This is a genomic window from Sorangium sp. So ce281 (assembly GCF_051527395.1).
GTDB lineage: Bacteria > Myxococcota_A > Polyangia > Polyangiales > Polyangiaceae > Sorangium > Sorangium cellulosum_B.
On sequence record NZ_CP150322.1, the window covers coordinates 8,920,993 to 8,933,064 of the forward strand.

The 12,072-nt window shown below is 69.2% G+C and carries 6 protein-coding genes; 2 read left to right on the forward strand and 4 right to left on the reverse strand.

The window, feature by feature from the left end; all coding sequences use genetic code 11:
* Positions 1-84: 84 nt before the first annotated feature.
* Both WMF27_RS33850 and WMF27_RS33855 read right to left on the reverse strand, forming a co-directional pair.
* A complete protein-coding gene (locus WMF27_RS33850; RefSeq protein WP_437764736.1) occupies positions 85-2,229 on the reverse strand; it encodes a response regulator in 2,145 nt (714 codons plus the stop codon).
* Positions 2,226-8,192 (reverse strand): AAA family ATPase, encoded by a 5,967-nt coding sequence (locus WMF27_RS33855; protein ID WP_437764735.1) that lies wholly within the window; start codon positions 8,190-8,192, stop codon positions 2,226-2,228. The genes WMF27_RS33850 and WMF27_RS33855 overlap by 4 nt, the downstream gene beginning before the upstream one ends.
* A 607-nt stretch (positions 8,193-8,799) precedes the next feature.
* Here WMF27_RS33855 and WMF27_RS33860 point away from each other — a divergent pair.
* Positions 8,800-9,213: a hypothetical protein gene (locus WMF27_RS33860; protein ID WP_437764734.1), complete on the forward strand. Its 414-nt coding sequence runs from the start codon at positions 8,800-8,802 to the stop codon at positions 9,211-9,213.
* Between the two features lie 161 nt (positions 9,214-9,374).
* On the opposite strand, the gene WMF27_RS33865 is transcribed toward WMF27_RS33860, so the two are convergent.
* Complete coding sequence (locus WMF27_RS33865) at positions 9,375-9,983, reverse strand: LysR family transcriptional regulator (RefSeq protein WP_437943256.1); 609 nt, start codon at positions 9,981-9,983, stop codon at positions 9,375-9,377.
* Between the two features lie 167 nt (positions 9,984-10,150).
* On the opposite strand from WMF27_RS33865, the gene WMF27_RS33870 reads away from it, so the two are divergent.
* The gene (locus WMF27_RS33870; protein WP_437764733.1) at positions 10,151-11,461 is read left to right on the forward strand and encodes an MBL fold metallo-hydrolase; all 1,311 of its coding nucleotides are present in this window, start codon (positions 10,151-10,153) and stop codon (positions 11,459-11,461) included.
* A gap of 26 nt (positions 11,462-11,487) precedes the next feature.
* Here WMF27_RS33870 and WMF27_RS33875 read toward each other — a convergent pair whose 3' ends face one another.
* Positions 11,488-11,967 carry a carboxymuconolactone decarboxylase family protein gene (locus WMF27_RS33875; protein ID WP_437769972.1) on the reverse strand — a complete coding sequence of 160 codons (480 nt, stop codon included), beginning with the start codon at positions 11,965-11,967 and terminating at the stop codon, positions 11,488-11,490.
* Positions 11,968-12,072: the final 105 nt, after the last annotated feature.

Sequence of the window (12,072 nt, forward strand, 5' to 3'; positions counted from 1 at the left end):
ACAATGTGCGGGCATGAAGCTGATCTCGGAGCGCGCCGGGCCCAGCGTGCGCGGCGAACGGATCGGAGCAGGCAGCGTCGATCCTCATCTCGCCCCGCCGTGGATTCGCCCGGCCAAGGTCGCCACGTGCGCCACCAGGTCCGGTGGCTTCACCGGCTTGGCCAGGTGCATCTGGTATCCGGCCATGAGCGCCCGCGCGCGATCCTCGGCGCGCGCAAAGGCGGTCAACGCCAGCGCCGGCACGCTCCCTCCACGCTCTTCCGGCAACTGCCGCACCTTCTGGATCAGCTCATACCCGCCCTCGTGCGGCATACCGATGTCGCTCACCAGGACCGTCGGCTGGTCCCGCTCCAGCTCCGCCAGCGCCTCCACGACCGACCCCGCCGTCCGCACCTCCGCCTGGCACTCCGCCAGTATCCGCAGGAGCAGCTCTCGCGTGTCCGGCTCGTCGTCCACCACAAGCACCCGCACCCCCTTCAGGCTCAAGAGCTCCCCGGAGCGGTGCCATGGCGGCCGGCGCTGCGGCGTCGTCGGCGGCTCTTCGCCGGCCAGCGCCTCGGCGTGCTTGGCCGAAAGCGGCAGCTTCACCGTGAAGCTCGCCCCCTGATCCCTCCCTGCGCTGGTCGCCTCCACCGTCCCCCCGTGCAGCTCCACCAGGTGCTGCACGATCGAGAGACCCAGACCCAGCCCGCCGTACTCGCGCGTGGTCGAGGCGTCTGCTTGCCGGAATTGCTCGAATACGTACGGCAAGAACTCCGGCGCGATGCCGATCCCCGTGTCGCTCACCACGAGGCGCGCGTACGTCCCCTCGCGGCGCAGCGACACCTTCACCTGCCCGCCTTGCCGCGTGAACTTCATCGCGTTGCTGACCAGATTCCACACGATCTGCTGGAGGCGATTCGGGTCCCCCGTGACCTGTTCTCCGGCCGACTCGACGCTGAGCTCCAGGCGGATCCCCTTCGCCCTCGCCGCCGGCTCCGCCGACTCCAGCAGCGTCTCGAGCATCTCGGTCAGATCGACCACCTCCACGTCGAGGCTCATCCGCCCGCTGATGATGCGCGACATGTCCAGGAGATCGTCGACGAGCTTGGATTGCGCGCGCGCGTTCCGCTCGATCGTCCCGAGCGCCCGGCCCAGGATCTCGTCCGACGGGCCGCGCATGCGGAGCAGCTGCGACCAGCCGAGGATCGCGGTGAGCGGCGTCCGCAGCTCGTGGCTCAAGAGCGCCAGGAACTCGTCCTTCAGCCGCCCCGTACGCTCGAGCTCCGCCCGCGCCGCCCGCTCGCGAGAGAGGAGCATCTCCCGCTCCGCCTCGGTCCGCTTTCGATCGCTGATGTCCGTGGAGATCCCGCAGACCGCATACACCCTGCCCGACTCGTCGAAGAGCGGACACTTGATCGCGATGTACGTGTGGAGCCCATCGTCCTGGGGCACGATCTCTTCCATCTCCAGCGGCCCCCCGGCCGCCACCGCCCGCCGGTCGAAAGCGCGAAGGGCGTCGGCGCACTCCGCGGGGAACAGGTCATAATCGGTCTTGCCGGCGATCGACCGCGTGGTCACATGAAACAGCTCTTCGTGGCGGCGGTTGACCATCAAATAGCGTCCTTCGAGGTCCTTGACGAAGATGACCGCCGTGGAGTTGTCGATGATCGCCTGAAGCAGGTGCTGGCTCTCGCGCAAAGCGACCTCCGCGCGCCGGCGCTCGGCGTTCTCCGCCTCGAGCGCGGCGTTCGAGCTCGCCAGCTCGGCCGTGCGCGCTCGCACCCGTTGTTCGAGCTCCTGGTGGGCACGCAGGAGCTGCGCGTTCTTCGCCTCGAGCTCCTTCTGCGCCTCGCGCAAGCTCAGGTGCGTCCTGATCCGCGCGAGCACCTCTTCGATCTCGAACGGTTTGGTGATGTAATCGACGCCCCCCGCCTCGAACCCCACGAGCTTGTCCGCCACTTCTCCGAGGCAGGTCATGAAGATCACCGGGATGTCTCGGGTGCCCTCGGCCGCCTTCAGGCGCCGGCAGGTCTCGAACCCGTCGATCCCAGGCATCACCACGTCCAGCAGGATCAGGTCGGGTTTCATGAGGCTGGCTCGCTTCAGGGCCGCCTCCGCGTCCTCGGCGGCGAGCGCCTGATGCCCCGCGGATTCCAGATGATCCACGAGCAGGGCCAGGTTCGTGGGCATGTCGTCCACGATGAGGATCGTGGCCTCACGAGCGCCGGGCGCGGAGGCTCTGCTCATGATCGCTGACCGTCGGCCACCACCTGGCCTACCGCGGCGTGCTCCTCGACGAACTCCTGCAGCTTCCGCAGCTGGTACGTCCGCGCCAGCGTCTGGAGCTGATCGAGCCAGGGGCGGAGCCGCGGCTCATTTTGCTGCATGCGCTCCGCCTCCACCAGCACCTTCCGGATACGGCCCGACGCCACCAGCCGGGACAGCAGCGATAGCTGTTCGGCCGAGGGCGGCGCAAGCGCGTCATCCCCCTTCACCACCGCGGGGGCGGCGGCGTTCACCGGTTCATGCGTCCATTCCACGCGGAGACAACGCGCGATCTTCTCGAAGAGCAGGCTGGCATGCACCGGCTTCGGCAAGAAGTCGTCCCAGCCGGCGTGGGCCCCCTTCGGCTGTTCGGCGGCGGCGACGTTCGCCGACGAGGCCAGGATCACCACCCCGTCGAGCTCGGGCATCCGCCGGAGGCGGCGCGTGGTCTCATTGCCGTCCAGGCCTGGCATGGCCAGGTCCATCAGGATCAGCGCCGGCCTGTGCTCCAGGGCGAGCCGCAGCGCGGATTCGCCGCCGTCGGCCTCGACGAGGTCGAAGCCGATGGGGACCAGCAGATCGCAGTACAAAGCGCGGTTGCCGGGGTTGTCGTCCACGACGAGGATCTTGCGGCGCTCGCCGCGATACCCGGTGATCGTGGCCCACGCCAGGGCGTCGTCGGCGGCCGCGGAAGAGAGCGCCTCGGCGAGCGTGAGCGTCACGGTGAACGCGCTGCCTTTGCCGAGCTCGCTCTCGACATGGATGGTCCCGCCCAGCTGCTCGATGATCCTCTTGCTGATGGCGAGGCCGAGCCCCGTGCCCTCGCTCTTCACCCGCTGGTCTCCCACCTGCTCGAAGGGCTCGAAGATGCGCGCGAGGTGCTCGGGGGCGATGCCGGTGCCCGTGTCCTCGATCCGGAAGCGCACGTCGCGCGGACCATCTCCGCCGTCGTCCAGCACGTCGACGAGCAGGGTGACCGCGCCGCGCTCGGTGAACTTGATGGCGTTGCCGAGCAGGTTCAGGAACACCTGCGTCAAGCGCTTCTCGTCCGCGTGCACGGCGGCGAGCGCCGGGCCCCGCACCTCGTGGGTGAAGGCGATGCCCCTCTGTTCGGCGCGCACGCCGCAGAGATCCGCCACGTTGTGCACGAAGGAGGCAAAGTCGAACCTCCGCGGGACGAGCTCCATCTTGCCTGCCTCGATCTTCGCCAGGTCCAGGAGGTCGTTGAGCAACGCCAGCAGGTGCTCGCCCGATTTCTTCACGATCTGCACCCCTTCGCGGCTCTTCGGCGAGAGCTCGGGCGCTCGCAGGAGGAACTGGGCGTAGCCCAGGATGCCATTGAGGGGCGTGCGCAGCTCGTGGCTCATGCTCGAGAGGAAATCGCTCTTCGCGCGGTTGGCGCGGTCGGCCGCCTCCTTGGCGATCCGCAGCTCCGCCGTCCTCTCCTGGATCTTGACCTCCTGGTCCCGGTACAGCGCGGCGTTCTCGACGGCGATCGCCGCCTGCGAGGCGAGCACCGACAGGAGCTCCACGCGCGCCGGAGGGAACGCCGACGGCACGTCGCGGTGCTCCAGGTACAGCACGCCCACCACGTGGCCCCGATGCGTCAAGGGCAGCGCCAGCAGCGAGAGCACCGCGTGCAATGCCAGGTACGGGTCGCCGGCGAAGCGCGCGTCGGACCGCGCGTCGCCCGTCACCACCGGTTCGCCCGTGCGGGCCGCGTATTGCACCACCGCCACCGGCACGTCGTGGCTCCGCCCGAGCGGCTCCGACAGGCCCGCCTCGATGCGGGTCCCCTCCACCCATAAACGAGCGACGACCGAGAGCGCCTCCCCTTCGCTGAGCACCAGGGCGCCGCGCTGCGCCCCCGCGTTCTCCAGCGTGAGCTCCATCAGCCGGCCCACCACGCGCCCCGGGTCGAGCTCGCCCGAGAGCGCCTGCGCCGCGCGCACCGCGGTCTTCACGTCGAAATGCGCGCCCGTGGACCCGCCCGTGGTCGTGGTGGTCGCCGTCACGGTCGTGCGGTCGGAGGCCGACTCGTGCATGGGCGCCTTGAGCAAGGCGGGATACCTCGCGCCCAGATGGGCGGCCACCGCGTCAGCACCCCAGCGCGCGTAGGCGTCGCGCGCCTCGCGCAGGTACATCGCCCCGACATGGCTCTTGCCCGCCTCCAGCCGAGACTCGGCGGCGAGCTGGGCTGCCAGGGCCTCGATGTGCAGGAAGCGGTGCTCGCGGGCCAGCTCGATGGCCTCGTCGTATCTGGCCGCTGCCTCCTCGGGCTTGCCCAGGACGCGGGCGTATTCCGCCTCGCCGAGGCGCAGTTTGTGGAGGAAATTGGCCTCGCAGCCTTCGGTGAAGTAGCGCAATCGCGCGAGGCCGTGCTCGATGTGCTGCCGCAGCCGCGCCCGTTCCTCGTCCGTGACGGCGTCGGGCCAGCGCTTCGCCGCCGCGAGCGCGAGAAAGAGCGCGATGTCTGTCACCATCGGGATCCCGAGGAGGTCTGCCTGGAATTGCTCCGCCTCCCGCATCCTCGACAGCGCCCGCTCCCACTTGCCGACGGCGCAGAACAGATACCCTTCCAGGGTACGAGCGAACCCTCCGGTGTACCTGTCCCCGTCGGCAAGGAGGGAGCGAGAGCCTCGCGGCAACGGCTCCTCCTCCAGGAGGCGCTCGGCGCCGTCGGGAGACATCAAGACCTCGCAAAAGGACGCGACCAGCTCGAAGTGGTGCCGCCCGACGGCGTCCCCTGCGCGCTGCACCAGCTCCCAGCGCGCCTTGTGCTGCGCGTCGACCTGGCCGAGCGGCAGGCCGCGCCACAGCCGGTAGTAGAGCAGGTCGCACAGGAGCCCCCAGCTCGTGCCTTGAAACGACCCGATCTTCAGGCCGGCTGCGATGGCTTGCTCATAGACGAGGGACGCTTCATCGATGGGCCTCGCGTGGCCGAGGTAGATCCCCTTGAGCGCGAGGCACTCGGGGAGCATCGGGGAGCCCACGCGCTCTGCGGCGCGCACCCCGGGCGTGAGCCAGCGCATGGTGCGGCGATACATGCCCGTCGCCACCGACCACGCGTTGGCGAAGCTGCAGATCATGAGGGTGGCGGCGGGCGTGAGCGCGTCCCGCCGTATCGCCTCGGACACGATGCGGGCGATGACGAGCGAATACAACATCGGCCGGCCACCGTAGATCGCGCAGAGCTGCGCCTGCGTCATCAGGGCATCGATGAGCCGGTGCTCCAGCGACGGATCGACCTGCATTCGATCAAACCCGTCCGGCGCGCGATCGAGCCATCGATCCAGCGCGGTGGACTCCCGCAGGAGCGCGACCTGGCACGCCTCATCCGTGTCGGGGAACGTGATGCCCTGCTTCGCCAGGGCCGCCATCCCGAGCCCGATTCCCCGGGTGTACTGGCCCGTGGCGACGCAGCAGCGCGTGCGGATCTCCTGCGCCGAGAGCCAGGCGACCTCCGGAAGAGGCCTGTCCAGCAAGGCGAGCGCCCGCGCTTCGACGTCGTCGAACTCCCGCAGCAGATAGGCGGCCTCCAGGCGCTCGAGCCCGATCTCCGCCGACAGCGCGCGCTCCTGCTCCCAGGCCCGCTCGCCGAGGAGCGCCTGGGCGCTGTCCAGCAGGTGGGTCATCAACCGGTACGAGCTCGCCGCCTTCGCGGCGCGCGCGGCCTCCAGGTTCAGCCGCGCGAGCTCCTTGCGCTCCTCCACGGACTCGAGCCGCGCCGCGCCCAGGTTCAGGTGCCGCACGAGCTCCAGGAATTGCTGGGCCGTCCCCCCCTCGGCGCGATGACGCGCCTCTAGCCGACGGCCGATCTCGAGGTGCGCGAGCACCCGCTGCTCCGGCGAGATCCGCTCGTAACTCGCCTGCTGCACGCGGTCGTGCAGGAACCGGTAGACCGCGTCCATCGCCGCCGCGCCGATGACCCCGAGCGCCTGCGCGGGGCGGTAGGCCCCGTCGACCGGCACCACCAGCTCTGCGTCCAGCGCCGGCCATAACGCCCCCGTCACGCGAGCCCGCTCCCACCCGCTGAGCCGCTCCAGGTCGTGCAGGTGGAACGTGTGGCCTGCGCAGGCCGCGAGCCCCAGGAGCTGCTGCGTCGGCTCGGGCATCTCACGAACCTTGTTGGTCAAGAGCGCCACCACGTTATCGGTGACGCCCGCCTTCTCCAGCGACGATTGCTCCCACCGCCACGCCCCGGTCTCCGGGTCCCTCTCCACCTGCTTCTGCCGGTGCAGCGAGAGCAGCAGCTGCTCCAGGAAGAAGGGGTTTCCGCGGGTCTTGCGCGAGAGCACGCGCGCCAGCGGCTCCACCCGCGCGGGCTCGCTCTCCAGCGTCCGCGAGCACCACTTTTGCACCTGCTCTGCCGACAGCGGGCCCACCGTCATCCGCGAGACGTTGGCCTCGCTCTTTTCCACCGCCTCCACGAGCTTCCACAGCGGGTGCTCGGGCGGCGTCTCGTTGTCGCGGTACGCCGCGATCACCAGCAGCCATTTGCGCTCCACGTCCGTCAGCAATGTCTGCAGGATGATCAGCGTGGCGCTGTCGGCCCATTGCATGTCGTCCAGGAACATCACCAGCGGCGGGTTCGGCGCCGTGACGGCTCGCACGAAATTCAGCCACGTCAGCTTCTGCCGGTTGAGCACCTGCTCGCCCTCCACCGGCGGCACCGGCGGCAGCTTGCCCATGACCAGGTCGAGCTCCGGCACCACGTCCGCGATGAGCCGCGCGTTGTCCCCGACCTCGCGCCGGATCCGCTCTTGCCAGGCCTCGAGCACCGCCTCCGGGCTGGAGAGCCACTGGCGCATCAGCGCCCCGAACGCTTGCGCCAGCGCCGCGTAAGGCGTCGACCGCGCGAGCTGATCGTGCTTGCCCGCGATCAGGAGCCCACGCCCCGCCTGCGCGATGTCCCTGTAGACCGTGCGCACCAGCGCCGTCTTGCCGATGCCCGAGGGGCCGCCGACGAGCAGGAGCTCCGTCATGCCCTGCGCGGCGCGCGCAAAGGACTCGCCCACCCGCTCGACGTCGCGCTCCCGCCCCACGAGCACCTGCGGCAACCGGAGCTTTCGCGAGAAGTCCTTTCTTCCCAGGCCGAACGGCTCGACCGTGCCCCGCTCGTCCCATTGACGGAGGGACGCCTCCAGATCCTCGGCCGCGCCGCGGGCCGTCTGGTAGCGCCGCTCGGGATCCTTGGCCAGGAGCTTCGCCACGATGGCCGCCACGGCCCTCGGCACCTCCGGGGCGACGGCGTCGAGCGGAGGCGGGTCCTTGGCCAGGTGCGCGTGCACCAGCGAGAGCGGATCGCGCTCCGTGAACGGCAGCCGCCCCGACATCACCTCGAAGAGCGTCACCCCCAGCGAATAGAGGTCCGTGCGCGTATCGAGCGCGCGCGCCGTGCGCCCCGTCTGCTCCGGGGAAATATAGACAAGCGTCCCCTCCAGCGCCTCGGGAATGCTCGCCTCGGTCGCCTCCTGGGACAGCAGCGAGGCGATGCCGAAGTCGAGCAGCGTGACCCTCTCGCACGCCGCGTCCACCAGCACGTTTTGCGGCTTGATGTCCTTGTGCATCACGCCAGCGGCGTGCACCCCCTCGAGCACCCGTGAAAGGAGCCGGCCGAGCCGCAGCGCCGCCCCGACCGGCACGCGCCCCTGCTTGGCGAGCAGGCGATCGAGCGACCCGAGGCCGGGATCCTCCAGCACCAGCGCCGCGGTGCCGCCCCGCTGCTCCAGCGCCCGCGCGCGCGCCACCCCCGGCACCTCGGCGAGCTGCATGAGCACCTGGTGCTCGTGGATCAGCCGCCCCATCACGCGCGGACTGGCCACCTCGGCCACCGGGATCTTGATCGCCACGCGCGCCCCCGAGGGGACATGGACCGCGCGCCATACCCGTGTCTCGTTGCCGTCGTAGATTACCTTTTCCAGCGTGTAATCCCGCAGCTCCATCGTTGCCCCCCTCGCGTCCTTCAGGGGTGCTGCTGTCGGAGCATCATCTAGCGTCGAGCAGGACGGAATGCGACCAGCGATCCTTAGTCTGGAGATTTTTTCGGGCAGCCTCTGCTGCACGACAAGGCCGTGGCCGCCTCAGCGCTTCTCGGCGACCGAGCGGGCTTCTGCTCGGTTGGCTCCGCGCACCAGTCAGCGTGTTAGGCTCTCCAAGTACAAGTAAAAGAAGTAAAAGAAGCCGGCTCCTGCGCGATGAGGTGTGCGCGGCGAACAGAGCGGGCACCGGGTGCGCGACGGCACGATGAGGCGCAGGAGGGTTCAGAGGCGAATGGATCCTCTGTGCGCCCAACTCGTTGCGCACTTGCGTGAGGGATCGAGCTGCTCATCGCCCGTCGTTGCAAGTCGAAGGCGAACTCGGAAGCAGCGGCATGGGAGGCGAAGGATCTGCCCGGGGCGCCGCGCACGCCGTCTGGGACTCGGGCCCAGCTTCACTCGCGTTGACGCAGTAGCGCTCGGGCACCAGAGAATGCAGGCGAGCTCGCACACCTCCGGTGGCGTGCGAATTCGCTCCTATATCAGCATTGTCAGCACGAATTGGGGGGATACCATGCGAAACTGCGCCATTTTGTCGATTCTGGCCCTCGTCGGCTGCGCCTGCTGTGGCGTGTTTGACGAGACGACCGTGGCAGGTAAAAATGGATCGCCGCAACCAGAGCGGGCGGCGCCGATCACCGAGAGCGCCGCGCTCGACAGCATGACGTCTGAAGGAGCTGAAGAAGAAGGTGACGTCGCCATGATGTCGATCGACGACGAGGAGGGCGCCGCCGACGCTCCGACTGACGAGCCGACCGCTGCTCGGGCGCCGTTCTGTGTCGATTCAGTGTGTAATTCCCATTGTAGAACGATAGAGTTCCGACGGCACAAGTGCTACGCGGGTGGCAGGTGCAAGGGCGGCACCGCCGGCTTCGGTGCCACGTGTACATGCTTTAAGTTCGAGGGAGGCGGCGGCCGCGACTGTTGAGGAGCGGTTCGAGGCGCACCGCGCGGGCGATGGCCGGACGGATGCCGCCAGCGGGGGACGGCTCTGCCGGGACGGCGGGGGGCGGCCCGAGCCGGACCCCGGAGGCGGTGCGCCTCATCCTCCTCGATCATGTCCGGATTTGCTCTCGCCGCACGCCTCTTTTACGTCCAGCGCGTCACGCGCGATTCGCCGTAGACGATGCACGCGTGTCCCTCGAGATCGGCAGGCGACTTCGGCATGCCGCGCGCCTCGAGATACGACGGCGTCGCGCACAGCCACAGGTCACCTCCCTTCAGCCGCTGCGCGATCAGGCTCGAGCCGTCGCCGCAAGCGAAGACCATGATGGCCACGTCAAAGCCGTCTTCGATCAGGTGCACGCGGCGGTCCGAGGCGACGATCTCGATCTCCACGGCGGGATGGCTCTGCGTGAACGCCGCTGCCACGCTGGCGAGGAACGATTCGCCGAGCAGGAGCGGCGTTGCCACCCGCAGCACGCCGCGTGGGGAGGACTCGAGGTCCTTCACCGCGGCGTTGGCCTCTTCCATCTCGGACAGGATGCGCGCGCAGCGCTCGTGATACGCGGCGCCGGCGCTCGTCGGTCGCACCACGCGCGTCGTGCGCTCGAGGAGTCGCACGCCGAGCGACGCCTCGAGGCGGGCCACACGTTCGCTGACCGTCGAACGCGGCAGCCGCAGCGCTTTCGCCGCCGCGCTGAAGCTCCCGAGCTGCGCCACCTCCACGAACGTCGCCATCGCGTCGAAATCGAACATTGTGCAGCCTGGTCGAACAGGCTATTCGCCCGCCGCTACCTGGTCAAACGCAGCGGGAGAAGCTACCGTCGTTCTCGACACTGTCACGACTGGCAGCGAAGAACTGGAGAACTCCGAGCTCGGCTGAGAGGTTCTCTACCAGCGATTGCCATCCACGAGGTGCCGCGATGCAAGACGAAATGCAGGTTGAGGAGTGGGGAGAGCTCTTCGTTACGCGCAAATGCTGCGGCGCCGGCACGTGCCGGAACTACGCGCCGGAGCTCCTGGGCGAGGTGGTGCCGGCCAGCGACCTCCCGGGAGGCCGCCGCCTCTCGGTGCTGCCGGGCTCCTACGAGAGGGGCGCCTTCACGGGTGTGCTGCGGCAGCCGCGGAGCAAGGAAGATCTGATGGCGGCGCGGACGGCGGTCGCGGCGTGCCCGTTCGGCGCCATCACGCTCAAGCCGGGCGCGGCGCAGGTCCGCCGGGGCGATCTCGGGTCACCTTGGCGCGGTTTTCCGCGGCCCATCGAGGATCATGTCTGGGTCGTCGGACAGCCATCCATCAAGAACTTCGGCGCCCTGTCCTATTTCATCGAGCGCAACGGAGGCGGGGTGCTGATCGATCCCCCGAAGCCGAGCGAGGAGGTCTTCCGCTGGCTCGCCGAGCACGGCGGCGTGCGATGGCTCTTTCTGACGCACCGGGACCATACGAACCACCACGCCGAGTTCGCCAGCCGCTTCCCGGGTTGCCGCCGCATCCTCGGCGCCGCAGACGTGAGCCTCCGTGAGAACAAGTACATGCCCTCGACCGGCGACGTGGAGATCAAGCTCGGGAACGAGCTCGGCCCGCTCTCGCTCGAGGGGCAGCCGCTCTCGAGAGAGGCGGCCAAAGAGGCCGAGATCATGCTATTGCCGCAGCCTGGGCACACGCCGGGCTCGTTATGCCTCCTGTACCGAGGCCGCTTCCTGTTCACCGGCGATCACCTGAGCTACTCGCGCTTCCTGGGTCAACTCGTGGCGCATCGATTGCAATGCTGGGAGGATTGGGAGCGCCAGGTCCGCTCGGTGCGGTATCTGCTCGCGGCGGCCGAGGCCGGCTGGCTGAGGTTCGCGTGGGTGTTGCCGGGTCACGGGGAATGGGCCCGCCTCCCGGGCGAGGGGAGCGCTTCCGAGACGGCGGCCGAGCTCCGCCGCGTCGTCACGTCGATGGAGCAGAAGCCGAAGGGGTATACGCCGCTGAGCCGCTGGATTATGTACGTCCAGAGCCGGATGGCGCCCGAGAAGGCGCTCGGGCGCGCGCTGCGCGCGATCGGCGGCGGGAGCGACGCCTGGGTATTGCCGCGCGGCGCGCGGAGCTCGCTCCCCGATTTCGATCCCGACAAGACGGGGGTCGCCCTGCGCCGGCTCTATGTCCTCGGCGCCGCCGCGCTTCTGGCCGCCGCCGGGACCGCATGGCTCACCGGGCGCCGGGACATGAGCGCCCCTTCTGGTCGCTCTTAGGACGCAAATCCCACATCTTCTCCCCGTCAGCGGTTGTCCGCGCGCGCCTCGAACTTCACCGAGCCGGCGATCTGCCTCGTGGTGACGTTGACCCGATTGAAGAGGTTGGTCAGCGCGATGTGCAGGGTCAGCGCCGCGAGCGCCGGCTCGTCGTAATGCCGCGCGGCCTCCTCCCAGACGTCATCGGGCACCGGATCCGCGCGATCGCTGAGCCTCGTCTCGGCCTCGGCGAGCGCCAGCGCGGCGCGCTCCGCGTCGGTGAAGTAGGGCGCCTCGCGCCACGCCGCCACGGCGAACAGGCGCTCGTCGGTCTCGCCCGCCTTCTTCATCTCGCGCGCGCCCATGTCGACGCAGAAGCCGCACCCGTTGATCTGGCTCGCCCGCAGGTGGACGAGCTCGAGCGTCCGCGCCGGCACGCCGCTCTTCTTCACCGCGCCGATCAGGGCGTAGATCGGCTGCATGACGTCGGGGATGACCATCGCGGGGTTCTTCATCCGTGCTTTCAGCATGTTCGTGCTCCTCCCGAGGTGCTCGGGTGTGCTCGCCGACCGTGACCGGGCGCTGAACGTCCGTTCGCGTCGTCACATCGGCTAGGGTTCGTCCGTCACAGC

What these genes read in the sequence shown, in the direction of transcription:
- WMF27_RS33850 (WP_437764736.1), bottom strand. Translation starts at nt 2,229, where the DNA reads ATGAGCAGAGCCTCCGCGCCCGGCGCTCGTGAGGCCACGATCCTCATC.
- WMF27_RS33855 (WP_437764735.1), bottom strand. Translation starts at nt 8,192, where the DNA reads ATGGAGCTGCGGGATTACACGCTGGAAAAGGTAATCTACGACGGCAAC.
- WMF27_RS33860 (WP_437764734.1), top strand. Translation starts at nt 8,800, where the DNA reads ATGCGAAACTGCGCCATTTTGTCGATTCTGGCCCTCGTCGGCTGCGCC.
- WMF27_RS33870 (WP_437764733.1), top strand. Translation starts at nt 10,151, where the DNA reads ATGCAAGACGAAATGCAGGTTGAGGAGTGGGGAGAGCTCTTCGTTACG.
- WMF27_RS33865 (WP_437943256.1), bottom strand. Translation starts at nt 9,983, where the DNA reads ATGTTCGATTTCGACGCGATGGCGACGTTCGTGGAGGTGGCGCAGCTC.